26 protein-coding genes are annotated in these 24,410 nt (G+C 60.3%); 9 read left to right on the top strand and 17 right to left on the bottom strand.

Going from position 1 to position 24,410, the window contains the following annotated elements:
* The 5 genes from JAB6_RS13475 (at position 1) to rsgA (ending at position 3,963) form a co-directional block, all read left to right on the top strand.
* Entirely contained in the window at positions 1–1,464 is a 1,464-nt protein-coding gene (locus JAB6_RS13475) for a DUF4178 domain-containing protein (protein WP_070303234.1), read from the top strand.
* Positions 1,461–1,631 carry a hypothetical protein gene (locus JAB6_RS29330; protein ID WP_157814714.1) on the top strand — a complete coding sequence of 57 codons (171 nt, stop codon included), beginning with the start codon at positions 1,461–1,463 and terminating at the stop codon, positions 1,629–1,631. The genes JAB6_RS13475 and JAB6_RS29330 overlap by 4 nt, the downstream gene beginning before the upstream one ends.
* A 2-nt stretch (positions 1,632–1,633) precedes the next feature.
* Positions 1,634–2,005 (top strand): adenosylmethionine decarboxylase, encoded by a 372-nt coding sequence (gene speD, locus JAB6_RS13470; RefSeq protein ID WP_070303233.1) that lies wholly within the window; start codon positions 1,634–1,636, stop codon positions 2,003–2,005.
* 64 nt (positions 2,006–2,069) lie between these two features.
* On the top strand, positions 2,070–2,624 hold the full coding sequence (locus JAB6_RS13465; protein WP_034752711.1) for a hypothetical protein: 555 nt from the start codon (positions 2,070–2,072) through the stop codon (positions 2,622–2,624).
* A gap of 274 nt (positions 2,625–2,898) precedes the next feature.
* Entirely contained in the window at positions 2,899–3,963 is a 1,065-nt protein-coding gene (gene rsgA, locus JAB6_RS13460) for a ribosome small subunit-dependent GTPase A (protein WP_070303232.1), read from the top strand.
* A gap of 71 nt (positions 3,964–4,034) precedes the next feature.
* Here rsgA and JAB6_RS13455 read toward each other — a convergent pair whose 3' ends face one another.
* From JAB6_RS13455 to mnmG, 13 genes are all read right to left on the bottom strand, one after another.
* Positions 4,035–4,454 carry a F0F1 ATP synthase subunit epsilon gene (locus JAB6_RS13455; protein ID WP_034752707.1) on the bottom strand — a complete coding sequence of 140 codons (420 nt, stop codon included), beginning with the start codon at positions 4,452–4,454 and terminating at the stop codon, positions 4,035–4,037.
* A 62-nt stretch (positions 4,455–4,516) separates the two neighbouring features.
* A complete protein-coding gene (atpD, locus tag JAB6_RS13450) occupies positions 4,517–5,917 on the bottom strand; it encodes a F0F1 ATP synthase subunit beta (protein ID WP_034752705.1) in 1,401 nt (466 codons plus the stop codon).
* A 29-nt stretch (positions 5,918–5,946) separates the two neighbouring features.
* Complete coding sequence (gene atpG / locus JAB6_RS13445; protein ID WP_070303231.1) at positions 5,947–6,822, bottom strand: F0F1 ATP synthase subunit gamma; 876 nt, start codon at positions 6,820–6,822, stop codon at positions 5,947–5,949.
* A 62-nt stretch (positions 6,823–6,884) separates the two neighbouring features.
* Positions 6,885–8,426: a F0F1 ATP synthase subunit alpha gene (gene atpA, locus JAB6_RS13440; protein WP_034752701.1), complete on the bottom strand. Its 1,542-nt coding sequence runs from the start codon at positions 8,424–8,426 to the stop codon at positions 6,885–6,887.
* 78 nt (positions 8,427–8,504) lie between these two features.
* Positions 8,505–9,050, bottom strand: a complete 546-nt coding sequence (locus JAB6_RS13435) for a F0F1 ATP synthase subunit delta (RefSeq protein ID WP_034752699.1) — start codon at positions 9,048–9,050, stop codon at positions 8,505–8,507.
* A 2-nt stretch (positions 9,051–9,052) separates the two neighbouring features.
* Entirely contained in the window at positions 9,053–9,523 is a 471-nt protein-coding gene (locus JAB6_RS13430; protein ID WP_034752697.1) for a F0F1 ATP synthase subunit B, read from the bottom strand.
* A gap of 43 nt (positions 9,524–9,566) precedes the next feature.
* Positions 9,567–9,845 carry a F0F1 ATP synthase subunit C gene (atpE, locus tag JAB6_RS13425; RefSeq protein WP_034752695.1) on the bottom strand — a complete coding sequence of 93 codons (279 nt, stop codon included), beginning with the start codon at positions 9,843–9,845 and terminating at the stop codon, positions 9,567–9,569.
* Positions 9,846–9,904: 59 nt separating this feature from the next.
* A complete protein-coding gene (gene atpB / locus JAB6_RS13420; protein WP_046681851.1) occupies positions 9,905–10,714 on the bottom strand; it encodes a F0F1 ATP synthase subunit A in 810 nt (269 codons plus the stop codon).
* 51 nt (positions 10,715–10,765) lie between these two features.
* A complete protein-coding gene (locus tag JAB6_RS13415; protein ID WP_034752692.1) occupies positions 10,766–11,134 on the bottom strand; it encodes an ATP synthase subunit I in 369 nt (122 codons plus the stop codon).
* 270 nt (positions 11,135–11,404) lie between these two features.
* A complete protein-coding gene (locus JAB6_RS13410) occupies positions 11,405–12,292 on the bottom strand; it encodes a ParB/RepB/Spo0J family partition protein (protein WP_034752690.1) in 888 nt (295 codons plus the stop codon).
* A 64-nt stretch (positions 12,293–12,356) separates the two neighbouring features.
* Positions 12,357–13,127: a ParA family protein gene (locus tag JAB6_RS13405; protein ID WP_034752687.1), complete on the bottom strand. Its 771-nt coding sequence runs from the start codon at positions 13,125–13,127 to the stop codon at positions 12,357–12,359.
* Positions 13,128–13,284: 157 nt separating this feature from the next.
* Complete coding sequence (rsmG, locus tag JAB6_RS13400) at positions 13,285–13,929, bottom strand: 16S rRNA (guanine(527)-N(7))-methyltransferase RsmG (RefSeq protein WP_070303230.1); 645 nt, start codon at positions 13,927–13,929, stop codon at positions 13,285–13,287.
* Positions 13,926–15,863 carry a tRNA uridine-5-carboxymethylaminomethyl(34) synthesis enzyme MnmG gene (gene mnmG / locus JAB6_RS13395; protein WP_070303229.1) on the bottom strand — a complete coding sequence of 646 codons (1,938 nt, stop codon included), beginning with the start codon at positions 15,861–15,863 and terminating at the stop codon, positions 13,926–13,928. The genes rsmG and mnmG overlap by 4 nt, the downstream gene beginning before the upstream one ends.
* A gap of 328 nt (positions 15,864–16,191) precedes the next feature.
* Between mnmG and sugE the strand changes: the two genes are divergently transcribed.
* The 4 genes from sugE to JAB6_RS13375 all read left to right on the top strand — a co-directional run bounded on the left by sugE (position 16,192) and on the right by JAB6_RS13375 (position 18,962).
* Complete coding sequence (sugE, locus tag JAB6_RS13390; protein ID WP_070303228.1) at positions 16,192–16,512, top strand: quaternary ammonium compound efflux SMR transporter SugE; 321 nt, start codon at positions 16,192–16,194, stop codon at positions 16,510–16,512.
* An 11-nt stretch (positions 16,513–16,523) separates the two neighbouring features.
* On the top strand, positions 16,524–16,883 hold the full coding sequence (locus JAB6_RS13385; protein ID WP_070303227.1) for an NADH-quinone oxidoreductase subunit A: 360 nt from the start codon (positions 16,524–16,526) through the stop codon (positions 16,881–16,883).
* An 85-nt stretch (positions 16,884–16,968) separates the two neighbouring features.
* Positions 16,969–18,126, top strand: coding sequence for an iron-containing alcohol dehydrogenase (locus tag JAB6_RS13380; protein WP_070303226.1), 1,158 nt, complete (start codon positions 16,969–16,971; stop codon positions 18,124–18,126).
* Positions 18,127–18,170: 44 nt separating this feature from the next.
* A complete protein-coding gene (locus JAB6_RS13375; RefSeq protein ID WP_070303225.1) occupies positions 18,171–18,962 on the top strand; it encodes an EAL domain-containing protein in 792 nt (263 codons plus the stop codon).
* A 46-nt stretch (positions 18,963–19,008) separates the two neighbouring features.
* Here JAB6_RS13375 and JAB6_RS13370 read toward each other — a convergent pair whose 3' ends face one another.
* The 4 genes from JAB6_RS13370 to JAB6_RS13355 all read right to left on the bottom strand — a co-directional run bounded on the left by JAB6_RS13370 (position 19,009) and on the right by JAB6_RS13355 (position 24,410).
* On the bottom strand, positions 19,009–21,069 hold the full coding sequence (locus JAB6_RS13370) for a 3-hydroxybutyrate oligomer hydrolase family protein (RefSeq protein WP_083292712.1): 2,061 nt from the start codon (positions 21,067–21,069) through the stop codon (positions 19,009–19,011).
* 76 nt (positions 21,070–21,145) lie between these two features.
* Positions 21,146–22,126: a branched-chain amino acid ABC transporter permease gene (locus tag JAB6_RS13365; RefSeq protein ID WP_034752665.1), complete on the bottom strand. Its 981-nt coding sequence runs from the start codon at positions 22,124–22,126 to the stop codon at positions 21,146–21,148.
* A 31-nt stretch (positions 22,127–22,157) separates the two neighbouring features.
* A complete protein-coding gene (locus JAB6_RS13360) occupies positions 22,158–23,042 on the bottom strand; it encodes a branched-chain amino acid ABC transporter permease (protein ID WP_034752662.1) in 885 nt (294 codons plus the stop codon).
* Between the two features lie 159 nt (positions 23,043–23,201).
* Positions 23,202–24,410 (bottom strand): ABC transporter substrate-binding protein, encoded by a 1,209-nt coding sequence (locus tag JAB6_RS13355; RefSeq protein ID WP_070303223.1) that lies wholly within the window; start codon positions 24,408–24,410, stop codon positions 23,202–23,204.

Genomic DNA, 24,410 nt, shown 5'->3' with positions numbered 1-24,410 from the left:
ATGCAAACTGTTTCCTGTCCCAGCTGCGGCGCGGAAGTCCGCTTCCGCTCGCACGCTTCCGTGCTCGCCGTCTGCGAGTACTGCCACAGCACCATCCTCAAGGACGCCGATGCCGTCAGGGACGTGGGCAAGATGTCGGCCGTCCTGGAAGACTATACGCCGATCCAGATCGGCACGGCCGGCGTGCACGATGGCATGCACTTCACCGTTGTCGGCCGCATCCAGCAGCGCTACAGCGCCGGCACGTGGAACGAGTGGTATCTGCTGTTCGATGACGCCAACACGGCGTGGCTGGGCGACTCGTCCGGCCTGTACACCCTGACACGCGAGCGCAGTACGCAAGATACCTTACCCGTCTTTGGCGAGCTGGCGTCGGGCAAGCGCTACACGATCTGCGGCGAGCCGTACACGGCGGCCGAGATCCGCAACGCCGAATGCATCGCCGGCCAGGGCGAATTGCCGTTCAAGGTGGGCGCAGGCTGGCGCATCCAGGTGGCGGACTTCCGCAACTACGCCAGCTTTGTCACGCTCGACTACACGGATGGCCCGCAACCGGTCGTCTACCAGGGCGTCGCCGTCACCCTGGACAGTTTGAAGTGCCAGTTGCTGCGCGACGACGACGCCATCGCCAAAAGCGCCGGCAAGTACCGCGGCAAGCTCGATGCGCTCGACTGCCCTTCCTGCGGCAACGGCATCCACTATGTGCCCGGCGCGGCGGCGCAACTCGTGTGCCCCGCCTGCCACGCGCAGCTCGACGCCAGCGGTCCGGAAGCGCAGGTGCTGGCCATCGGCAAGCAGGTGCACGACAACGCCGACATCTCCCTGGAACTGGGCGCCAGCGCGAAGATCAGCAATGTGGACTTCACGGTGATTGGCATGATGCGCCGCGCCGACGACGAAGGCAGCGAGTGGAACGAATACCTGCTGTACAACGCGCGCGCCGGCTTCTTCTGGCTGGTGGAGACGGACGATGGCTGGTCGCGCTCGAACGTGCTGCCGAACTGGCCCAACTGGGCGTCGCTGGACGCCGATACCTGCACGCTCGATGGCGCCACCTACCGCAAACTGTATGACTACGGCTCGCAGGTCGTGTATGCGGCGGGCGCCTTCAACTGGAAGGTGGCCGTCGGCGACAGCACGCATGTCCATGAATTCGAGCAGGGACAGACCAAACTGGCGGCCGAGATCACCGGCGAGGAAATGACCTGGTCGCGCTCCGTGCCCGTCGCCTATGACCAGATGGCCGCCTGGTTTGGCGCCGCCTTCCATGGCGGCGACCAGGTACGGAATATCCAGCTCAGTCACCGCGGCATCGCCAAGGTCTTCATCGTCATCGTGCTGGTCTTGAACGCGATCCCGATGTTCGTCTCGTTCTCCAGCACCTTGATGTGGAGTTTGCTGGGCTGCCTGGCGCTGTTCCTGCCCGCCGCTTTTCTCGACAAGAATGCAAAGAATCCCCCATGAGTAAATACGTGATCTATGCCCTGATGGTGACCTTCAGTGTCACGGCCGCCAACTGGGTGCGCATGTTCAAGGTGGCCGGCAGCAGCAGCGGCAGCAGCTGGAGTTCGCGCACGGGCAGCGGCGGCGGCAGCTATGGCGGCGGATCCAGCGGCGGGAGCCACAAATAAGCATGGCGTCCACACCGCATCTGCCCCTGGGCACCCATCTGCTGGCCGACCTGTCGGGCATCGCGCAAGAAGCTCTGCGCGACTGCGCCGCGCTCGAGCGCCTGCTATGCGACGCCGCCATCGCGGCCGGCGCGCAAGTGCTGCACGGCCATTTCCACAGCTTTGGCCCGGGCCAGGGCGTCACGGGCGTGCTGCTGCTGGCCGAATCGCACATCTCGCTGCATACCTGGCCCGAGGTCGGCTTTGCCGCCGTCGACATCTTCATGTGCGGCGCGGCCCGGCCGCAGCTGGCGCTCGACATCATCAAGGAGGCGCTGCAGGCCGCGCATTGCCAGCTGCAATCCATACGGCGGGCGCCGCCCGGGCATTCCTAGCGCCGCTGGTGGATCGCGTGGGGATCGCTTACACTGTCGGCTCATTTCCCCAACCGTGACTCCCATGCGCCGTTCCGCCCTCCTTGCCCTGCCCCTGCTGCTGCTGGTTTCCGCCTGCGATGACTACACGGCGCCCAGCCTGTACCAGGCCACCACGCCCGAGTGCAAGACGTGGACGGAGGGCTCGCGTTTCGAGCTGCCGCGCGGTATCAGCATCTACGCCACGCCGCCCGTCACCCTGAAGGAAGGCGGCACGGAGCTGGCGCTGATCTTTACCTTGCCCGTCGGTACCCAAGCCAGTTTTACGCGCCTGTCCTTCCTGCTGGAAGAACCGAAACAGCCACCCTTCGCGCAAGCCAAGATACTCACCATTTACCAGCGCGGCATGAACCAGAAGGCGGAGATCGTCGACGTCATCGAGCAGCTGCCCATCATGTTTTCCGCCGTCGGCAATAGCAAGGAAACGCAATGGCGCCTGCGGTTGCAACTGCCGCGCCAGCTGCCGCAGCGCTTCGATCTGTCGATGCCCGACATGCTCGTCGGTGGCAAGCGCTATCCAGTGCGCACGTTTACGTACCGCTATTTCCCCGAACGCCAGGCTTACGGCATGTGCAGCTAAGCCACACCCTCTGTTGACGGCGGCGCAGGCCGCTGGCACACTGGTGTTTTCCATCACACAACAGGAGTAGACAACATGCGCCATTCGGATACTGCCGTGCTGTCGGCTGCCTGATCACCGTTTTTCCCCGCTAAGTTTTTTAGCCCGCACTTCCCCATACGCTGATCGCGTAGCCGACTTCCCCTTCTTTCGTGCCAGTCATCGCGACTGGCGGTGCCTGCACGCGCAGGCTACACGTCCGCACGCGGACGACAGAATCTGGAATCACGCTACCATGATCGCATTCGATTTTGCACAACTACGCCTTATCGGGCTGCAGCAGGCCATCGCCAGCGCAGCCACCCAGCTCGACATCTCTTCCCCCGCCGCGCAGCTGATGCGCGTTTGCGCCGTGCACCGCGACAGCATCGGCGTGCACGACGGCATCCTGGAACAGCCAGCGCAGATCCTGCCGCGCCTGCTGCACGAACTGCAGGCACAGGACACCATCCTTGCCATCGGCGACTGGGTCGCCGCCGAAGCCGACGGTCACGGCGCGCTGTGGATAACGGCGCACTTATCCCCAGTCACGCAGATCGCGCGGCGCGGCAATGACGGCCGGCGCCAACTGCTTGCCAGCAATGTCGATACAGCACTGCTGGTGATGGGACTGGACGAAGATTTCAATCCGCGCCGCCTGGAGCGCTATCTGGCCATCGTGCTGGCGGCCCAGGTCAGCCTCGTGGTCGTGCTGAGCAAGGCCGACGTGGCCGACGACGTGCCGGGCAAGCTGGCGCAGCTCAGACAGCGCCTGCCGCCCCACGTGCCCCTGTTTGCCATCGATACGCGCCATGCGTATGACGTGGCCATCCTGGAACCCTGGTTGAGCGCCGGCCAGACCTTGGTGCTGCTCGGTTCATCGGGTGCCGGCAAGTCCAGCCTGACCAATACCTTGTGCGCGGCGGAGCAGGCAACCAACGGCGTGCGCCATGGCGACGGGCGCGGGCGCCACACGACGACGGCCCGCTCGCTGCACCTGTGCGCCAGCGGTGCGTGCATCATCGACACGCCGGGGCTGCGCAGCTGGCGCGCCGATGCCGATGCGGAAACGCTGGCCGCTACCTTTGACGACATCGCGGTGCTGGCGGCGGCGTGCCAGTTCCGCGATTGCCAGCATGCGAGCGAACCCGGTTGCGCCGTACGCGGCGCCGTCGATGGGGACCGCCTGCGCAATTATCACAAGCTGCTGCGCGACGCGCGACGCAGCGAGGAGACGCCGCTCGAGCGAATCGCCGCGCGCGCCAAGTGGAAGACGATACTGAAGGCGGGACTGGAAAGGGGCAAGGACAAGCGCCGCTAATTTTTACTGAAATTCGTTTGCTGAAAAAAAAGGCAGCCCGAAGGCTGCCTTTCTTGCGCGGCGCAGATTGATTACATCTTGCGCAGCTTCTGGATCGCTGCCAGCTGCGCAATCGCGCTGGCCAGCTCGGCTTGCGCTTGCGCGTAGTCGATGCCCGAATCCTTGTTGTGGATATTTTCTTCCGCCAACTTCTTCGCTTCCAGCGCTTTCGCTTCGTCGAGGTCGTGACCGCGGATCGCGGTATCGGCCAGGACGGTCACGGTATCCGGTTGCACTTCCAGCAGGCCGCCGGCGACGAAGACGAACTCTTCTTCAGCCTGGCCGACTACCTTGATGCGGACCGCGCCCGGACGGATGCGGGTAATCAAAGGCGTGTGGCGTGGGTAGATACCCAGCTCGCCCTGTTCACCCGGCAACGCGACGAATTCTGCTTCGCCTGAAAAAATCAGTTCTTCAGCGGAAACCACGTCAACGTGAATTGTGTGTGCCATGTGTGTCCTATCGGGTTGAAGAACCCCGCCTTCTGAGGGGCGGGGTTAGGCCCAGACTTAACTTAGTTAAGTTTCTTGGCTTTTTCGATTGCTTCTTCGATCGTGCCGACCATGTAGAACGCTTGTTCCGGCAGGTGATCGAGTTCGCCCGAAGCGATCATTTTGAAGCCCTTGATCGTGTCTTTGAGCGAAACGTATTTACCAGGCGCGCCGGTAAAGACTTCAGCGACGTGGAAAGGCTGCGACAGGAAACGCTGCATCTTACGTGCGCGGGCGACCAGCAGTTTGTCTTCCGGTGCCAGCTCGTCCATACCCAGAATCGCGATAATGTCGCGCAATTCCTTGTAGCGTTGCAGGGTCGTTTGCACGGCACGCGCGGTGTCATAGTGCTCTTGACCAACGATCAACGGATCCAGCTGACGCGAGGTCGAATCCAGTGGGTCCACGGCTGGGTAGATACCCAGGGAAGCGATGTCACGCGACAGCGCAACGGTCGAATCCAAGTGAGCAAACGTGGTAGCAGGCGACGGATCGGTGTAATCATCGGCTGGAACGTAGACGGCCTGGATCGAGGTGATCGAACCGGTCTTGGTCGACGTAATACGCTCTTGCAGACGGCCCATTTCTTCAGCCAGGGTCGGTTGGTAACCCACAGCCGACGGCATACGGCCCAGCAGTGCCGAGACTTCGGTACCAGCCAGCGTAAAGCGGTAGATGTTGTCGACGAAGAACAGAACGTCCTTGCCTTCATCACGGAACGATTCAGCGATCGTCAGGCCGGTCAGCGCAACGCGCAGACGGTTACCTGGCGGTTCATTCATCTGACCGTAGACCATCGCGACTTTGGAGTTCTCCGGGTTTTCCAGATCGACCACTTTCGCGTCAGCCATCTCGTGGTAGAAGTCGTTACCTTCACGAGTACGCTCACCAACACCGGCGAACACGGACACGCCGCTGTGCGCTTTGGCGATGTTGTTAATCAGTTCCATCATGTTCACGGTCTTGCCTACGCCAGCGCCGCCGAACAGACCGACTTTACCGCCTTTTGCAAACGGGCACACCAGGTCAATCACCTTGATGCCGGTTTCCAGCAGTTCTTGCGATGGCGACAGTTCGTCGTATGCAGGAGCGGTGCGGTGGATCGACGCGATCTGCTCGTGCGACACGGGGCCGCATTCGTCGATCGGGTTGCCCAGCACGTCCATGATGCGACCCAGGGTTGCTTTACCGACTGGCACCATGATAGGTTTGCCGGTGTTCTGGATCATCATGCCGCGACGCAGGCCATCGGACGAGCCGAGTGCAATGGTACGGACAATGCCGTCGCCCAACTGCTGTTGTACTTCCAGGGTCAGTTCCGAGCCTGCCATCTTCAAGGCATCAAATACCTTAGGCATCGCGTTGCGGGGAAACTCAACGTCCACCACAGCGCCGATACACTGAACGATTTTGCCATCAGCCATGTTCGTTCCTTCAATATAGTTAAATTCGTTTAAACCGCAGCCGCACCGGCGACGATTTCGGAGAGTTCTTTGGTAATCGCAGCTTGGCGGGTCTTGTTGTAGATCAGCTTCAATTCGCCGATCACACTACCCGCGTTGTCGCTTGCAGCTTTCATCGCGACCATCCGTGCCGATTGCTCGGACGCCAGATTCTCCGCGACTGCCTGGTACACCAGCGCTTCTACATAGCGCTCCAGCAATTCGTCGATGATGCTTTGTGCATCCGGCTCGTAGATGTAATCCCACGAGTGAGCACCCTTGTCGGCGACCATTTTGTCGGCCGTCAGGGGCAGCAATTGCTCCACGACTGGTTCCTGTTTCATCGTGTTGATGAATTTGGTGTAGCACAGGTACACTGCATCGATCTTGCCTGCCTGGAACTCTTCGAGCATGACCTTGACGGGTCCGATCAGTTTGTCCAGGTGGGGCGTATCACCGGTCTGAATGGCAGAGGCGACGATCTTGACGCCGATGCGATTCAAAAAACCCAAACCCTTGTTACCGATGGCAACTGCTTCAACCCGGTTGCCAGCTGCTTCCAGCTCGCGCGACTTCGACGTCACCTGGCGCAGGATGTTGGTGTTCATGCCGCCGCACAGACCCTTGTCGGTCGTGACAACGATGAAACCCACTGCCTTCGCTTGCGTACCCTGGGCAGCTGCCAGGAACGGGTGCGTGTATTCCGGATTGGCATTCGCCAGATTGGCGGCGATATTCCGAATCTTGTCACTGTAGGGACGAGCGGCCCGCATCCGGTCTTGCGCCTTGCGCATTTTGGACGCGGCGACCATTTCCATCGCCTTGGTGATCTTCTTCGTATTCTCTACGCTCTTGATCTTGCCTCGTATCTCTTTGCTTGATGCCATGAGTCCTTACTCCTTCTGCGCGTAGGGCGGCGCCTCACTCGAGGTGGGCGCCGCCTGGCCGCTTAATATGCGCCGGATTTCTTGAAATCAGCAATGGCCGCCGACAGAGTTGCTTCGCTGTCTTTGTCGAGTTGCTTGGTTTCTTCGATCTTGGCCAGCAGAGCAGCTTGCTTGGTCTTCATGTAAGCGTGGACACCAGCTTCGAACGACAGCACTTGCTTGACTGGCACGTCGTCCATGAAGCCTTTGTTCACCGAGAACAGCGATACGGCCATCAGCGAGATCGACAGTGGCGAGTATTGGGCTTGCTTGAGCAATTCCGTTACGCGGGCACCACGGTCCAGCTGCTTGCGGGTCGATTCATCGAGGTCCGAAGCGAACTGCGCAAACGCGGCCAGTTCACGGTACTGCGCCAAGTCGGTACGGATACCGCCGGACAGGTTTTTGATGACCTTGGTCTGGGCGGCGCCACCGACGCGCGATACGGAAATACCGGCGTTAATTGCAGGACGGATACCGGCATTGAACAGCGAGGTTTCCAGGAAGATCTGACCGTCGGTAATCGAAATCACGTTGGTTGGAACGAATGCGGACACGTCGCCAGCTTGCGTTTCAATGATCGGCAGTGCCGTCAGGGAACCGGTCTTGCCTTTGACGGCGCCGTCGGTGAACTTCTCGACGTAGTCGGCGTTCACGCGTGCTGCGCGTTCCAGCAGGCGGCTGTGCAGGTAGAACACGTCGCCTGGGTACGCTTCGCGACCTGGTGGACGGCGCAGCAGCAGCGAGATTTGACGGTATGCAACAGCTTGTTTGGACAGATCATCGTAGACGATCAGTGCATCTTCACCGCGGTCACGGAAGTATTCGCCCATGGCGCAACCGGAGTACGGCGAGATGTATTGCATGGCGGCCGATTCCGAAGCGGAAGCGGCGACAACGATGGTGTATTCCATCGCGCCGTGCTGTTCCAGCGAGCGCACGATGTTCTTGATCGACGAGGCTTTTTGGCCAATCGCGACGTAGATACATTTCATGCCTTGGCCTTTTTGATTGATGATCGCATCAATCGCCACAGCCGACTTACCCGTTTGACGGTCGCCGATGATCAGTTCGCGCTGGCCGCGGCCAACTGGAACCATCGCATCGATCGACTTCAGGCCGGTTTGCATCGGTTGCGAAACGGATTCACGGGCGATCACGCCCGGTGCGATTTTTTCAATCGCGGCCGTCAATTTGGTTTCGATGGCGCCTTTGCCGTCGATCGGCTGACCCAGCGCGTTGACAACGCGGCCGAGCAGCTCAGGACCGACTGGCACTTCCAGAATGCGGCCGGTGCATTTCACCGTGTCGCCTTCGGAGATGTGCTCGTAGGCACCCAGAATCACGGAACCGACGGAGTCGCGTTCCAGATTCATTGCCAGGCCAAACGTGTTGCCTGGGAATTCCAGCATCTCGCCTTGCATCACGTCCGACAAACCGTGGATGCGGCAGATACCGTCGGCGACGGAAATAACCGTGCCTTGATTACGCACTTCAGCGCCGCCGTCAAGACCTTGGATCCGGCTCTTGATCAACTCGCTGATTTCAGATGGGTTGAGTTGCATACTAACTCCTAAAAGTGTTTCTCTCAGCTTGCGCGAGGGGTAAGGGTCTGTCTAAGCTGGCCTGCCGAAGCGCGTGTCTTACGACACCAGTGCAGCGTGCAGTTGCTGCAACTTGGCGCGCACCGAGGTATCGAGCACCTGGTCGCCAACGACCACGCGCACGCCGCCGAGCAGCGATGGATCCACTGTGACGGCAGGGTTGAGCTTACGACTGAATTTCTTTTCCAGCGTTGCGACCAGCTCGGCCGTTTGGCCTTCGCTCAGATCGAAAGCGCTCGTGATCTCGGCGTCAGCCGCACCTTCCAGGCCATTTTTCAAGGCATGGAATTGCGCGCCGATTTCCGGCAGCAGGCTGATGCGGCCATTTTCGATCAACATCGTGACGAAGTTTTTCACTTCCTCATTGAGCGGCGATTTCAACAACGACAGGATGGTGGCGGCGACGTCGCTTTCCGAAACTTTCGGATTGCGCGCGTACGCCTGTACCTCGGGGTGGCTACCGATCTGTGCCAGTTCGGACACCAGCTCGGACCACGCCGCGAGGTTGCTTGACTCCTTACCAGCTTGGGCTACGCGGAACAAAGCTTCCGCGTAGGGACGGGCGACGGTTGCGAGTTCTGCCATGATTACAGCTCGACAGCAAGACGCTGCAACATTTCGGCGTGAGCCGTAGCGTTAACTTCACGCTTCAAGATCTGCTCGGCACCCTTGACAGCCAGGTCAGCCACCTGAGCGCGCAATTGTTCGCGTGCTTTCGACAGTTGCTGTTCGGCGTCCGACTGGGCTTGCGCAATGATACGCGCAGCTTCAGCTTGTGCATTTTGCTTGATCTCTTCAGCAACCAGCTGCGCGCGCTTTTCAGCGTCCGCAACGCGTTGCGACGCTTCTTCACGTGCACTGTTCAATGCCTCTTGCGCACGCTTTTCAGCGACTGCCATCGAAGCTTGACCTTGATCGGCCGCAGCCAATCCATCCGCGATTCGTTTGGCACGCTCATCCAGCGCATTGTTCAGCGCTGGAAATACGAACTTCATCGAGAACCAGACCAACACCGCGAAGGTGATCATCTGGCCGATGAGCGACATATTGATGTCCATACCTTTGCTCCTAACTAAAAGTTTCTCCTAGGGTTGGAGCGAATTACTGAGCAACAGCCGTCAGAGCGGACAGGAACGGGTTAGCGAACGTGTACAGCAGAGCAACACCAACGCCGATCATCGAAATAGCATCCAGCAGACCAGCGATAACGAACAGTTTGGTTTGCAGTTGTGGCATCAGTTCTGGTTGACGTGCCGAAGCTTCCAGGAATTTGCCACCCAAGATAGCGAAGCCCAGAGCGGTGCCGATTGCGGCCAGGCCGATGATGATTGCTGCTGCCAGAACGGTCATGCTTTGTACTTGTGCGATCAGAGCTTGCATAAAATTCTCCTAAATTTAAAAACGAAAGATACTAAAAAAACAAAATATAAAGTTAATGATTAATGTTTCTCAACCGCAAGGCTCAGATACACAACCGTCAACGCCATAAACACAAAAGCTTGCAAAGTTACAATCAAGATATGGAAAATTGCCCATGGACCACCCAACGCCCACTGTGCCCACCAAGGCAACAACGCGATCAAGATGAAAATCAGTTCGCCGGCATACATATTGCCGAACAGTCGCAGCGACAGGGAGATCAGTTTTGCAACCAGCTCAACCATTTGCAGCAAGAAATTGACAGGTGCCAGGGCGATCGTGCCGATCAGGCCGCTCGCATGGAACGGTGCCGTGAACAGTTCCTTGATCCAGCCGCCCAGGCCCTTGGCCTTGATCGAGAAGGCGATCACGCACAGCACGACCGACAGCGACATGGCGAAGGTGTGGTTGACGTCGGCAGTCGGCACGGCGCGCAGTTTATGCACGCCAAACCAGCTCAGAATCTTCGGCAACAGGTCAACCGGCAGGAAGTCCATCGCGTTCAGCAACCAGACCCACACAAAAATTGTGATGGCCAGCGGCGCGATGACCTTGCTTTTCGCGTGGAAGGCCCCATTAATAGTGTCATTGACGATTTCCATGACCATTTCGACGAAGTTTTGCAACTTGCCGGGGACACCAGCCGTCGCACGGCGCGACGCCATATAGAAAACAGCCAGGAAAACAAAGCCCAGAATGGCCGAAATCCAGAACGTATCCAGATTGATCATGCCGTCGGCACTTCTCAGGTGGGCCAGATGGTGACTGATGTATTCTGTGGCGTTGGCCGGGGCAGCATGGCCCGCTTCAATAGCGTGTTCTGTGGTCATAATGAATTTAGATTTGTCGTTTCAGAGCTCAACAGGCCCCAAAACCAATGATTAAACAGCGAGCAATGAAAACCAGTATGCTAAGGTTGCCACCGCGAAACCCAAGATCAGCCATAACCAGGCGGCCGACTGAAACAACACCAGTGCCAATATAAACAGCACCGCTGTGATAAATATTTTCACCACTTCTGCGCGCAAATGCGCCCGGAATGCCTTATTGGCGTCGCTAGAACCGCGAACTACCAACAGGGCATACACCAGGCTACCGATGACTGCGATAGCGCCGCCGTATGCGGCGGACCAGCCTCTGACACTGCCACCGAAAAACAGGGTGACCGTGGCAAAACTGATAGCGATTGCTAGCTGCAAGGCAACTACTTTGTAGACTGGCTTGGCAATACTTTGTTGTGAATCACTCAATTGCCAAGTTCCCAGAAAAATCTACACACGCAAAGACACGGGATTATAGTTGGCTTTGATCTATAGAGTCAAACGTTGCTGCACCGCAGCAGGGCAATTGCTGCGTGAAACTGACGCTTTACCGACTATTCGCCGCCATTTGCACCACTATATGGCAAAGCCGCTTGTCTGGCCGCTCCCAGCCGTGTTATCAAGGAATCACGTGGTGCATCCGGAAAGCATGGCCCGATTGTCCACACCCGCATGGCCCCTGTCTTTGCAGCTTGCTATTTAACCACGCAAGCGGGTCAACAAACCATCCAGTACGTCAAGATCGGCAAAATCAATCACCAATTGGCCACGGCCCTTGTTGCCCATCTTGAACACCACGGGCGTGGCCAGCGCATCGGACAGCTCTTCTTCCAGGCGCGCGATGTCGCCCGACTTTTCCTTTTGCCGCGGCTCGACCGGGTTGGCCGCTTCCTCGACTGTGCGGGTAACGAGCTTTTCCGTTTCGCGCACGGACAGGCGCTTGGCCACAACCTGATTGGCCAGGGTGATCTGGCTGGCCGCATCGACGGCCAGCAGCGCGCGCGCATGGCCCATGTCGATATCGCCGGCCATCAGCATGGTTTGCACGGGAGCGGCCAAGTTCATCAAACGCAACAGGTTCGACACGGCGCTGCGCGAGCGTCCCAGCGCAGTGGCCGCTTGCTCATGCGTAAAACTGAAGTCGGCGATCAGGCGGTGAATGCCCTGCGCTTCTTCCAATGGATTGAGGTCTTCGCGCTGGATATTCTCGATCAGCGCCATGGCCGCGGCGGCCAGGTCGTCCACATCGCGCACCAGCACCGGCACTTCCGTCAGGCCGGCCAGTTGCGAGGCGCGGAAACGGCGTTCGCCGGCGATGATTTCATATTTGACAAGTCCGCTCAAGGTGTCTTGCCCGATCGGGCGCACCAGGATCGGCTGCATCAGCCCTTGCGCCTTGATCGAGGCGGCCAGTTCGTTCAAGGCCCCCTCGTCCATGCGCGTGCGCGGCTGGTATTTGCCCGCTTGCATTTGCGACACGGGCAAGTTCGATGGTTGATTTGTGTCCGGACTGGCGAAGTCGCCGCCACCGCCGCCCAACAGGGCGTCGAGTCCGCGACCCAGTCCTTTTAATTTTTTCGTAGCCATGCTGTCCTAATCGTGTTTTCAGAGTAAGCGCTCACACCATATTGTGCAGACGCTCGCCCCTTGTTTACATATGTTTGATGCGTTCGACCATCTCGGCGCCGAAGGCGATATACGCCTGCGCACCTTTCGAGCTCGGGTCGAAGGTCACGCCGGGCAAGCCGTACGACGGCGCTTCGGCCAGGCGGACGTTGCGCGGGATGATGGTGTTGAACACCTTGTCGCCGAAGTGCTGTTCCAGCTGGGCCGACACTTGTTGCGATAATGTCATGCGTGGATCGAACATCACGCGCAGCAGGCCGATGATCTTCAAGTCCGGGTTCAGATTGGCGTGCACCTTCTTGATGGTGTTGACCAGGTCGGACAAGCCTTCCAGCGCGTAGTACTCGCACTGCATCGGGATGATCACGCCATGCGCCGCGCACAGGCCGTTCAGGGTCAGCATCGATAATGCCGGTGGGCAATCTACCAGGATGAAATCGTATTCGCCGTCCACTTCGGCCAGCGCATCCTTGAGGCGGCGTTCGCGGTTGTCCAGTTCGACCATCTCCACTTCCGCGCCGGCCAGCTCGCGGTTCGACGGCAAGACATCGAAGCGCCCCGCTTCCGAACGCTGGCGTGCCGTCTTGACATCGGACTCGCCCAGCATGACTTCATAGGTCGACGCCTTCAGGCCGGCCTTGTTGATGCCGGCGCCCATGGTCGCATTGCCCTGCGGGTCGAGGTCGACCAGCAGCACGCGCTGGTTCAACTTGGCCAGACCGGCGGAGAGGTTGACGCTTGTTGTGGTTTTACCAACACCACCCTTTTGATTTGCTACACAAAAAATTTTGGCCATGTATCTTCTAGTTGTAAAGAGATGCAAACTTCATCATGCGCCCCGGCATTTGGCCGAAACGATTTATACTGTTTATTTCATTTATACGATATAAATCGTTTATACGGTTTATATAATTTATACCGTATAAACTGTTTATATCATTTATTTTCGACTTTTAAATTCTTGCTATAAAGACCAGATGACGCTCTGCATTTAGCCCTGGCACCTGGATAGCGCGTAATTCCCTCACTTTCCAGTCTGCCGGCAATCGCTCTCTCTCGTCTGGCGGTGCCACCCCTTTCAAGGCGATATATTGCCCGCCCTCGGCCAGCACGTGGTTCGACCAGTTGACGAAGTCGGACAGGTCGGCAAAGGCGCGCGAGGTGATCACGTCGAATTTCTGCTGCACTTCCAGCTGTTCCACCCGTTTCGTGTACACGGTGACGTTGCTCAGGCCCAGTTCGGCCTTCACTTGCGTCAAGAATGCCGTCTTTTTATGCACGGTATCGATCATCGACACCTTGATATCGGGCCGCGCGATGGCCAGGACCATGCCCGGCAAGCCACCGCCGGCGCCCACGTCGAGCACGTTTTTCGCGTCCGCAAACGCCGGCACGGCGGCCAGCGAATCGAGCACGTGCAGGGTCAGCATCTGCATAGGATCGCGCACCGACGTCAGGTTGTATACGCTATTCCATTTGGCCAGCAAGGCCAGGTAATCGAGCAGTTTTTCCGTCTGATCCACGCTCAGGTCCAGCCCCAGCGCGGCGATGCCTTCATTCAAAATGGGGGCCAATGCGGCCCGGTCAAACTGCTTCATTCAACAACCTCGTCCTTTAAAGTGGTGGTCTGCGCGGCGCCAAAGCCACGCTTTTTCAGGTGCACCAGCAGCAGCGAAATGGCCGCCGGCGTCACGCCCGAAATGCGCGAAGCCTGGCCCAGGGTTTCCGGGCGCTGCTTGTCGAGTTTTTGCCGCACTTCGACCGATAACGCGCCGATATCCAGGTAATTGAAACCTTCTGGCAAGGCCAGGTTTTCATAGTGTTCGTGGCGCTCGATTTCCTTGCTCTGGCGCTCGATATAGCCCGCGTATTTGAGCTGGATTTCCACCTGTTCGCGCACGGCCGCATCCTCCACGCCGGGGCCGGCCAGGGCCTGGCCCTCCATGCCCGTCATGCTCATCAAGGTGTCGTAGGCGACGTTCGGGCGGCACAGCAGGTCCGCCAGCGAGTACTCGCGTTCGATGGCCTGGCCGACGATACGTTCCGATTCGGCGGCCGCCAGGATGCGCGGATTGACCCACGTGGAACGCAGGCGCTGCAGTTCCAGCGCCACCGCTTCGCGCTTGGTCTCGAACGCTTGCCATTGGGCGTCGCCGACGCAGCCCAGAGCGCGGCCGATTTCCGTCAGGCGCATGTCGGCATTGTCTTCGCGCAGGCTCAAACGGTACTCGGCACGGCTGGTGAACATGCGGTACGGTTCCTGCACGCCCTGGGTGATCAGATCGTCGACCAGCACGCCCAGATAGGCCTCGGAGCGGCCCGGTACCCAGGCTTCCTTGTCCTGCGTCAGCAAGGCCGCATTCAGGCCCGCCAGCATGCCTTGCGCGGCCGCTTCTTCGTAGCCGGTGGTGCCGTTGATCTGGCCGGCGAAGAACAGGCCGGCGACGGCCTTCGTTTCCAGCGACGCTTTCAAGCCGCGCGGGTCGAAATAATCGTATTCGATGGCGTAGCCGGGACGCAGGATATGGGCGTTTTCCATGCCCTTCATCGACTGCACCAGGGCGATCTGCACGTCAAACGGCAGGCTCGTGGAGATACCGTTCGGATAGAACTCATGCGTCGTCAAGCCTTCCGGCTCGAGGAAGATCTGGTGCGATTCCTTGCCCGAGAAACGGTGGATCTTGTCTTCGATCGAGGGGCAATAACGGGGGCCGACGCCTTCGATCACGCCCGTGTACATGGGGCTGCGGTCCAGGCCGGCGCGGATGATGTCATGCGTCTGGCTATTCGTGTGCGTGACCCAGCACGGCACCTGGCGCGGGTGCATGGCCGTGTTGCCCATCACAGAGAACACAGGCACGGGATCGAGGTCGCCCGCCTGTTCCTGCATGACGGAAAAGTCGATCGTACGGCCATCGATGCGCGGCGGCGTCCCCGTTTTCAAACGGCCCTGCGGCAGCTTCAGCTCTTTCAGGCGGGCCGACAGCGAGATGGCGGGCGGGTCGCCGGCACGGCCAGCCGAATAATTATTCAAGCCCACGTGGATCTTGCCGTCGAGGAAAGTACCGGCCGTCAGCACGACGGCGCGCGCAAGAAACTTCAAGCCGATCTGCGTCACGGCGCCGACGACCCGGTCGCCTTCGACGATCAGATCATCGACCGCTTGCTGGAACAGCCACAGATTCGGCTGGTTTTCCAGGCGCGTGCGGATGGCGGCCTTGTACAAAATACGGTCGGCCTGGGCGCGCGTGGCGCGAACTGCCGGGCCTTTCGAGGAGTTCAGGATGCGAAACTGGATGCCGGATTCGTCGGTGGCGATCGCCATCGCGCCGCCCATGGCATCGACTTCCTTGACCAGATGGCCCTTGCCGATGCCACCGATGGAGGGGTTGCACGACATCTGGCCCAGTGTCTCAATATTATGCGTGAGCAATAGCGTCTTCTGCCCCATGCGGGCGGAAGCGAGGGCCGCCTCGGTACCGGCGTGACCACCGCCGACAACGATGACGTCGAATTCTGTAGGAAATAACATGATAAATAGGTAACAGTGCAAGTAAAAATGCGGGAAGAGAGCTCCGATTATAGAGTCTTTTTGCAAGCGCAACCTTGCACGGGCCAATTTTTGCTTAATTTTTACTCAGCACGGGCAAGTCAACGGTGATTTTTGTTTCACGTGGAACACGCAGCGGTGCCAGGACAGGGCCCGCGCTGGGGCTGCAGCGGCCGGCAATGTTTGCTACAATTGCCGCATCGTTCGCATCCGTGGCCACGCCTGTGGCCATCGTGACGATCATCCAGGAGGACGGCCTCCCCCATCATGGGAACACACCGGGACGGCCCGCTCTGTATAAGGAGCCGCCATGGCCTGGATACTGTTACTTATTGCCGGCATGTTTGAAGTCGTGTGGGCATATTCGATGAAACTCTCCGAGGGTTTCACCAAACTCGCTCCCTCCGTCATTACCATCGTCATGATGATCGCCAGCTTCGGCTTGCTGTCGCTGGCCATGCGCACCCTGCCCCTGGGCACGGCCTATACGATCTGGACGGGCATCGGCGCCGTCGGCGCCTTTATCGTCGGCATCGTTTTTCTGGGCGAGCAAGTCAACACCATGCGCGTGTGCGCCGCCGTCCTCATCGTGTGCGGCATCGTGCTGATGAAACTATCGTCGAGCCACTGAGAGGAATTCCCATGCTCCTCGAAAACTATTTTCCCGTCGTCCTGTTCATTCTGATCGGTATCCTCGTCGGCATCGTGCCCATGCTGCTGGGGCGCGCGCTCGGTCCGCACAAACCGGATGCACAAAAACTGTCGCCGTACGAATGCGGCTTCGAGGCATTCGGCGACGCCCGCATGAAGTTCGACGTCCGCTTCTATCTGGTCGCCATCCTGTTCATCCTGTTCGATATCGAGGTGATCTTCTTGATGCCGTGGGCGGCCAACGTCAACGAACTGGGCCTGGTCGGTTTCTGGGCCGTCATGGGCTTTCTCGCCGTGCTGATCATCGGACTAGTGTACGAGTGGAAAAAAGGCGCGCTGGACTGGGAGTAAGAGACGGATCTGGTTCCACGTGAAACAGGCGCGGGACTGGAAAGCGGAGTAAGCTTGGCTTCTGTCCTCACTGTCAGGAGTCTGCATGTCCGCCTTCCAGTTTCGCACCGTGCCCCATCTGATCGTTGAACCGGGCGCCGCCGCCCAACTGGGCACGCACATCGCCCACCACTTCCCCAGCGTGCGCCGCGCCCTGCTCGTCACCGATGCGGGCTTTTTGCGCACGGGTCTGGCCGATGCCTCCCTGCACAGCTTGCAGGCGGCCGGCATCGAAGTCCACGTCTTTTCCGACGTGCAAGCCGATCCGCCCGAAGCCGTCGTGCTGGCCGGTGTGGCCCAGGCGCAGATGTTTCACGTGGAACTGATTATCGGCCTCGGTGGCGGCAGCTCGCTGGACGTGGCCAAGCTGATCGCCGTACTGGCGCCAGGCCACCAGGAACTGGCGCAACTGTATGGCATCGGCAATGTTCACGGCCCGCGCCTGCCCCTCGTGCAATTGCCGACCACGGCCGGCACGGGCTCGGAAGTGACGCATATCGCCATCGTCACCACGGGCGCCACCAACAAGATGGGCGTGGTCGCGCCGCAACTGTATGCGGACCTGGCCATCCTCGACGCCAGCCTGACCCTGGGTTTGCCGCCCGCCGTGACGGCCGCCACCGGCATCGACGCCATGGTGCATGCGATCGAAGCGTACACCAGCCGCCTGCTGAAAAATCCCTTGTCCGACATGCTGGCCACCCAGGCGCTGTCGCTGCTGTCGAACAACCTGGTCACCGCCTGCCGCGATGGCAGCAACTTGCCGGCGCGCCAAGCCATGCTGCTGGGCGCCATGCTGGCCGGCCAGGCGTTTGCCAACGCGCCCGTCGCCGCCGTGCATGCGCTCGCCTATCCCATCGGGGGACTGTTCCACGTGCCACATGGCCTGTCGAATGCGCTGGTGCTGCCGCACGTGCTGCGTTTTAACTTGTCCCATGCGGCCCCGCTGTATGCGCAACTGGCGGCCATCCTACAGCCCGGCATCGTGGGCAGCGAGGAGGCAAGGGCCGTGGCCCTGATCGAGACCATGCAGGACATTGCCGTGGCCACCAGCATCGCGCGCACCCTGCGCGAGGTGGGCATCGCAGCCGGTGACTTGGACCGCCTGGCCGATGAAGCCATGCTGCAGACGCGCTTGCTGGGCAACAATCCCCGGCCCGTTACCCGCGGCGACGCGCGCGCCATCTATGCGGCCGCACTGTGAGCCAGCAGACGGAGTCCGCCACCCCACCCTGCTACACTGCCGCCATGACGCCTCCCGACATCCCCATCCATCCTGACAGCACCAGCTTTCCATACGGTGCCTGTGCCGGCTGCCACGACAGCGCGCCGCTGCCGTTCGCCTTCGAGTATGCGTATCAGCCCATCGTCGAGCTGGCCACGCGCAGCATCTATGCGCACGAGGCGCTGGTACGCGGCCCCAACGGTGAAGGCGCGGCCAGCGTGCTGGCGCAAGTGAACGACGACAACCGCTACCGCTTCGACCAGGCGTGCCGCGTCAAGGCCGTGGCCGGCGCTGCCAGGCTGGGCATGCAGGGATTTCTGTCGATCAACTTCCTGCCCAACGCCGTTTACCGTCCTGAAGTGTGCATCCGCAGTACCCTGGAAGCGGCCAAGCTCCATCGCTTCCCTACCGACAAAATCATCTTTGAAGTGACGGAGGGCGAACGGGTGCAAGACCGTCCGCATCTGGTCGAGATCTTCCGCGCCTACCGGCGCTTCGGCTTCCAGACGGCCATCGACGATTTCGGCGCCGGCTATGCGGGCTTGAACTTGCTGGCCGAATACCAGCCTGACATCATCAAGATCGACATGGATTTGGTGCGCGGCATCGATACGCATGCGCCGCGCCAGGCCATCGTGCGGGCCATCGCCAGCCTGTGCCATGAACTCGGTATCCGCGTGCTGGCCGAAGGCATCGAGACGCGCGCCGAGCGCGATTTTCTTTCCGGCTGCGGCATTTCCCTGATGCAGGGCTACTGGTTTTCCAAGCCCGTCTTCCAGGGACTGGGCGATATTGCCGATACGGCCTGGGAATAAAAACGGCCACGTGAAACGTGGCCGCAAGTTCCACAGACGATACAGCCTAGTTGGGAATATCGACGACAGTCCCCGTCACGCTGATGACATTGCCGGGCGCCGGCGCCGTGGCAATCGCTGGCACGTTGACATTCGTGATCAGGGTCGACGCATCGGCGCGCGTCACCGTGCGCACCACCTGCGATGGCGGCAGAGCTTGCTTTGCATTCAGATGCGCATACATGGCGTCGAGTGCCCGGTTCAGGTACACGTGCAGCGGCACGACCAGGGTCGGCAAGGCATTGCTGAAGGAATCGAAGTGGTTCGCATTGGTCACCTCGATATAGCGCAGCTTGCTATTACCCCCTTCCACGGCGGCGTTCAGGCCCAGATAGGCACGCGACGCGTGATTGACGGGAATCAGGGTATCGCTGCGGCCGTGCACGATGATGGCCGGCTTGCCGTTCAATTTGCCGCTGGCCGCGACCTCGGCCATGCCTGCCCGCACGCGCACGCTTTGCGTGGCCAATGTCCCTTGCAAGTTGGCGCCGCTGACGGTGTCGCGCCCCGTCGCCAGGCTGCGCAGGCACAGGAAGCCGTCGAGCGACTGGTCCGCCAGGCTGTTCGACGGCGACACGCCAGCCGTGTACACCTTGGCGCCGCCCACGCTGTTCTCGTACACGACATTGCCGAGGATGCCGTTTTGCGCGGCAAAGCTGGCCGCCTTTTGTGCCGACGTGAACGCGATCGGATTGCCGCTGCCGTCCGTCTGCGCAAACGTGAAACCGCACACTCTATCGGTCACGGAGAATTTTCCATAGGCATACGCATACGTGACGGCCACGAGGATGTTCGTGCCCGCGTGCGCTGCCTGCAGCGGATCGGAATCAAGCAACCAGCCATACGCGCGCAAGCGCTGCTTGGCGTCCGCCTGCTGCGCCGCCAGGTCGGTGCCGTTCAATAAGCCCTTGGCGACGAGCGCCGTGCAGCGTCCCGCATTGCCGGCCACGGAAGCGATGCACGGCTGATACAGGGCAGCATAGGTGGCGTAGTCGAACAGCGCACGGCCGGGATTGGCGACCGCCGCCCCGCCCTGGCGCACGGTGTAGGCGCTCGATGCCGCCGGCTGGACTTGCGGCTCGCTGGCCGCCACGCCGCTGATCAAGCCCTTGCTATCCTGCTCCGCCGCTAGCAAGGCCGAGCCGGCGCCGTTGGAAATGCTCGAGGCGATCGTGATGGTGTTCTTCGGCGTCAGGCGCACGATGCGCGAACTGCCGTCGCGGGCCAGCACGCCATAGCGCTCGTTCAATACGTAATACGCCATCTCGACGGCCTGCAAGGTCACCTTACCCCAGTCCTTCTCGGGATTTTGCTGCGAGTGCGCATGCTTGAAAGCGATGCGGTTCGGGTTGGTGCCAGCCCAGGCCAGCCGCTCGGCGTCGTTCAAGTCCGGCGCGAAGAGCGCATTCTTGCCTGCGGCCACCCTGCCTGCCCGCAGGCCGTTCTGCAGGTTGACGCTGTCGTCCTCGAACACATACAAGCCCGTGCCGGAACCCTTGTCGGCATACGCCACGGCGCAGCCTTTTTTCAAGCCCCATTCACCGGAGCTGCCGATGGCGCCGTAGATGCCGCGCGAGCCGCTCGACGTGCCCGTGACGATGCAGGCATGGTCGGGGTCGAAGCTGGCCGGCACCTGCACCATCAAGGTGACGTTCTTCTTGCCCGTGCCATCGTCGGCATAGGCGATGTATTCACTGCCCGCAACCAGGCCCTCGCCCGTACCCACGTTCCCGGACGCATCCACGTTCGGTCCGTACAGGGTGCCATAGCCGCTGTTGGCGGTAATGTCGAGCACGGCACGGTAATTGGCGTAGATGGCATTGCGGCGCAGTTCGAGCGGCGTCGGCTGTTCCACGTTCGCATACGCGGGCGCGGCGCCCGCCAGCCCCGTCTTGCCGAGGCCAGCCGTCAGCAGATCGTTCGTCTTGCCGTCGTAGTCGGCCCGCGTGATGGTGCCCAGGTAGCCGGGCATCTGGTTCAGTTCTTCCGGCGCATGGTTGCTGCCACAGGCTGCCAACGCCAGCACGGTGCACAGACTGCTCCCCGCGCGCATGATCGTCATTTGCATGGTGGTACTCTCCGTTGAAGTAACAGTGGACGCACAATGAAAAACGCCGGACGATCCGTCCGGCGTTGCTTGAAAATCAGACCGCGGCTTTGGCAGCCCTGCCGCCGAAGCGCGCGATGGCTTCGCCGACAATACCACGCCGGAACATCAGCACGCAGATGACGAAGATCACGCCCGTCACCATGCCCACCGATTCGCCCAGGGTGCCGAACCACTCGATGCCCGTGTGCGTGGCCAAATAGGTACCGACATCGCCCAGCTTGTTTTCCAGCGCAATGATCAGCACCGCGCCGAGGATGGGGCCGGACAAGGTGCCCATGCCGCCCACCAGGGTCATCAGCACGACCAGGCCCGACATGCCCCAGTACACGTCGGTCAGCGTCTCAAAGCCCAGCACCAGCGTCTTGGTGGCGCCGGCCAGTGCGGCCAGGGAAGCGGACAACACGATGGCCATCAGCTTGTACTTGTTGACGTCGTAGCCGAGCGAGATGGCGCGCGGTTCGTTTTCCTTGATCGCCTTGAGCACCTGGCCGAACGGCGAGTGGATGGTGCGCACGATCAGGGCGAAGCCGGCGACAAAGATGGCCAGCACGACGTAGTACAAGACGGTGTCGTTGCCCAGGTCTATCGTGCCGAGCAAGGTTCCACGTGGAACACCTTGCAAGCCATCCTCGCCACCCGTGAACGGCAGTCGCAAGGCCAGGAAGTACACCATCTGCGCCAGCGCCAGGGTGATCATCGTAAAGTAGATGCCCTGGCGGCGGATCGCAAGGCCGCCGATCACCAGGCCCAGCAAGGCCCCCGTGGCGACGCCAGCCAGCAAGCCCAGTTCCGTTGGCCAGCCCCAGGTGCGCAGCGCGTAACCGGTGACATAGCCGGCGCCGCCGAAGAAGGCCGCATGGCCGAACGACAGCAAGCCCGTGTAGCCAATCAGCAAGTTGAACGCGCAGGCAAACAGGGCAAAGCACAGCAACTTCATCAGGAAGACGGGATAGCCGTAAAACGGGGCCGCCAACGCCAGCAGCAAGGCAATGGCGTAGCCTACATTCTTATTCATCGTGGTAGCTCCAATACATGACTGATGAGGATTACTTTTCTTTGCCGAACAGGCCGGCGGGACGCAGCAGCAGCACGATGACCATCACCACGAACACCACGGTGGCCGAGCCTTCCGGGTAGAACACGCGGGTCAGGCCCTCGATCACGCCCAGGCCCAGGCCCGTCAGGATGGAACCCATGATGGAACCCATGCCGCCAATCACCACCACGGCAAACACGACGATGATCAGGTTCGAGCCCATCAGCGGCGAAACCTGGATGATGGGCGCCGCCAGCACACCGGCGAAACCGGCCAGCGCCACGCCGAAGCCGAACGTCAACGTCACCATCAGCGGCACGTTGATGCCGAACGCTTCCACCAGTTTCGGGTTTTCCGTGCCGGCCCGCAGGTAGGCCCCTAATTTGGTTTTCTCGATGACGAACCAGGTGGCCAGGCACACGGAGAGCGATGCGATCACCACCCAGGCGCGGTAGTTCGGCAAGATCATGAAACCGAGGTCCGTCGCGCCGGCCAGCGCTTCGGGCACGGCATACGGCTGGCCCGAGACGCCATAGAACGAGCGAAACACGCCTTCCATGATCAGGGTGATGCCGAAGGTCAGCAGCAAGCCATACAGGTGGTCGAGTTTATACAGCCAGCGCAGCATGGTCTTTTCGATCAGGATGCCGACCAGGCCGACGAGGATCGGGGCGATGACGAGCATGGCCCAGTAATTGATGTCGAAATAGCTGAGGCCCATCCAGGCCAGGAAGGCGCCCATCATGTACATGGCGCCGTGCGAGAAATTAATAACGTTAAGCAAGCCGAAGATGACGGCCAGACCGAGGGACAACATGGCATAGAACGAGCCGTTGACGAGACCCAGCAGCAGCTGGCTCATCATCGCTTGTATTGGAACGCCGAAAATTTCCATGGCATCACAGTATAAAAAGCACCGCCGGATAGCGGTGTGGTATCAAGGGAAACGCGTCGCCGCAAACGGGTGCGGCGGCGCAAGGCGAACCCTGCGGGCGAAGCATGCAGGACAGAGCGCCCGCGCGCAGGCGGGCACTCTGTGGAGGTTGCTACAGCATTACTTCCACAGCGAACACTTCGACTCGGCCTTGGTCACATACGCTTGCGCGCCGGGCACGGTGGCGACCACCTTGTAGTAATCCCATGGGTATTTCGACTCGGACGGTTTCTTCACTTCCATCAAATACATATCGTGCACCATGCGGCCATCGGGACGCACTTCGCCATTCTGCGTGAACATGTCGTTGATCTTGGTCTTTTTCAGGTAGGCCATGACCTTCTCGGTGTCATCCGTACCGATCGCCTTGACGGCTTTCAGGTAGTTGGCCGCCGCCGAATAGTCGGCCGCCTGCAGCATCGATGGCTCCTTCTTCATCTTGGCGAAATAGCGTTTCGACCAGGCGCGCGTGTCCGCATTCAAGTCCCAGTACCAGCCATCCGTCAGGTACATGCCCTGCGTCAGGTTCAGGCCCAGCGAATGGATGTCGTTGATGAAGATCAGCAAGCCGGCCAACTTCATGGACTTCGTCAAACCGAACTCGTTGGCCGCCTTGATGCTGTTGATGGCGTCGCCACCGGCATTCGCCAGGCCCAAGATTTGCGGCTTGGACGATTGCGCCTGCAGCAGGAAGGAAGAGAAATCCGAAGCGCCCAGCGGATGCTTGACGCTGCCCAGCACCTTGCCGCCGGCCGCCTTGACGACCTCGGCCGTGTCTTTTTCCAGCGAGTGGCCAAACGCATAATCTGCCGTCATGAAATACCAGTTCTTGCCGCCCTGCTTGACGATGGTGCCGCCCGTACCGCGCGCCAGCGCCACCGTGTCGTAGGCGTAATGCACGGTGTACGGCGTGCACTCTTCATTCGTCAGGCGCGAGGAGCCGGCGCCGATGGCGATGAAGATTTTTTTCTTTTCCGCCGCGACCTTGGCCATGGCCAGGCTGGCGCCGGAATTGGTGCCGCCGATCAGCATGTCGACGCCCTGCTGGTCGAACCATTCGCGCGCTTTCGAAGCGGCAATGTCGGCCTTGTTTTGATGGTCGGCGGAAATGAATTCCACCTTTTTGCCGGCCAGTACGACGCCGGCATCGGCAATCGCCATCTTGATGGCTTCCGCGCCGCCGAGGCCGTCGACGTCGGAATACACGCCCGACATGTCGGAAATAAAACCGATCTTGATGGTGTCGCCCGATACCTGGGCGTGCGCGGCGGCGGACAAGCCCAATGCACAAAGAGTGGCGGTGGCAATGGCGATAGCGTTACGTTTCAT

Origin of the sequence: Janthinobacterium sp. HH104 (assembly GCF_001758715.1) — a bacterium.
Classification (GTDB): Bacteria; Pseudomonadota; Gammaproteobacteria; order Burkholderiales; family Burkholderiaceae_D; genus Janthinobacterium; species Janthinobacterium aestuarii.
Note: the sequence above shows the minus strand (reverse complement) of the source record. Positions and strands in the feature narration are given on the sequence as shown.

Excerpts from the sequence above, each read along its gene's own strand:
- JAB6_RS13475 (WP_070303234.1), top strand. The coding sequence starts at position 1 with ATGCAAACTGTTTCCTGTCCCAGCTGCGGCGCGGAAGTCCGCTTCCGC.
- JAB6_RS29330 (WP_157814714.1), top strand. The coding sequence starts at position 1,461 with ATGAGTAAATACGTGATCTATGCCCTGATGGTGACCTTCAGTGTCACG.
- speD (WP_070303233.1), top strand. The coding sequence starts at position 1,634 with ATGGCGTCCACACCGCATCTGCCCCTGGGCACCCATCTGCTGGCCGAC.
- JAB6_RS13465 (WP_034752711.1), top strand. The coding sequence starts at position 2,070 with ATGCGCCGTTCCGCCCTCCTTGCCCTGCCCCTGCTGCTGCTGGTTTCC.
- rsgA (WP_070303232.1), top strand. The coding sequence starts at position 2,899 with ATGATCGCATTCGATTTTGCACAACTACGCCTTATCGGGCTGCAGCAG.
- JAB6_RS13455 (WP_034752707.1), bottom strand. The coding sequence starts at position 4,454 with ATGGCACACACAATTCACGTTGACGTGGTTTCCGCTGAAGAACTGATT.
- atpD (WP_034752705.1), bottom strand. The coding sequence starts at position 5,917 with ATGGCTGATGGCAAAATCGTTCAGTGTATCGGCGCTGTGGTGGACGTT.
- atpG (WP_070303231.1), bottom strand. The coding sequence starts at position 6,822 with ATGGCATCAAGCAAAGAGATACGAGGCAAGATCAAGAGCGTAGAGAAT.
- atpA (WP_034752701.1), bottom strand. The coding sequence starts at position 8,426 with ATGCAACTCAACCCATCTGAAATCAGCGAGTTGATCAAGAGCCGGATC.
- JAB6_RS13435 (WP_034752699.1), bottom strand. The coding sequence starts at position 9,050 with ATGGCAGAACTCGCAACCGTCGCCCGTCCCTACGCGGAAGCTTTGTTC.
- JAB6_RS13430 (WP_034752697.1), bottom strand. The coding sequence starts at position 9,523 with ATGGACATCAATATGTCGCTCATCGGCCAGATGATCACCTTCGCGGTG.
- atpE (WP_034752695.1), bottom strand. The coding sequence starts at position 9,845 with ATGCAAGCTCTGATCGCACAAGTACAAAGCATGACCGTTCTGGCAGCA.
- atpB (WP_046681851.1), bottom strand. The coding sequence starts at position 10,714 with ATGACCACAGAACACGCTATTGAAGCGGGCCATGCTGCCCCGGCCAAC.
- JAB6_RS13410 (WP_034752690.1), bottom strand. The coding sequence starts at position 12,292 with ATGGCTACGAAAAAATTAAAAGGACTGGGTCGCGGACTCGACGCCCTG.
- JAB6_RS13405 (WP_034752687.1), bottom strand. The coding sequence starts at position 13,127 with ATGGCCAAAATTTTTTGTGTAGCAAATCAAAAGGGTGGTGTTGGTAAA.
- rsmG (WP_070303230.1), bottom strand. The coding sequence starts at position 13,929 with ATGAAGCAGTTTGACCGGGCCGCATTGGCCCCCATTTTGAATGAAGGC.
- mnmG (WP_070303229.1), bottom strand. The coding sequence starts at position 15,863 with ATGTTATTTCCTACAGAATTCGACGTCATCGTTGTCGGCGGTGGTCAC.
- sugE (WP_070303228.1), top strand. The coding sequence starts at position 16,192 with ATGGCCTGGATACTGTTACTTATTGCCGGCATGTTTGAAGTCGTGTGG.
- JAB6_RS13385 (WP_070303227.1), top strand. The coding sequence starts at position 16,524 with ATGCTCCTCGAAAACTATTTTCCCGTCGTCCTGTTCATTCTGATCGGT.
- JAB6_RS13380 (WP_070303226.1), top strand. The coding sequence starts at position 16,969 with ATGTCCGCCTTCCAGTTTCGCACCGTGCCCCATCTGATCGTTGAACCG.
- JAB6_RS13375 (WP_070303225.1), top strand. The coding sequence starts at position 18,171 with ATGACGCCTCCCGACATCCCCATCCATCCTGACAGCACCAGCTTTCCA.
- JAB6_RS13370 (WP_083292712.1), bottom strand. The coding sequence starts at position 21,069 with ATGCAAATGACGATCATGCGCGCGGGGAGCAGTCTGTGCACCGTGCTG.
- JAB6_RS13365 (WP_034752665.1), bottom strand. The coding sequence starts at position 22,126 with ATGAATAAGAATGTAGGCTACGCCATTGCCTTGCTGCTGGCGTTGGCG.
- JAB6_RS13360 (WP_034752662.1), bottom strand. The coding sequence starts at position 23,042 with ATGGAAATTTTCGGCGTTCCAATACAAGCGATGATGAGCCAGCTGCTG.
- JAB6_RS13355 (WP_070303223.1), bottom strand. The coding sequence starts at position 24,410 with ATGAAACGTAACGCTATCGCCATTGCCACCGCCACTCTTTGTGCATTG.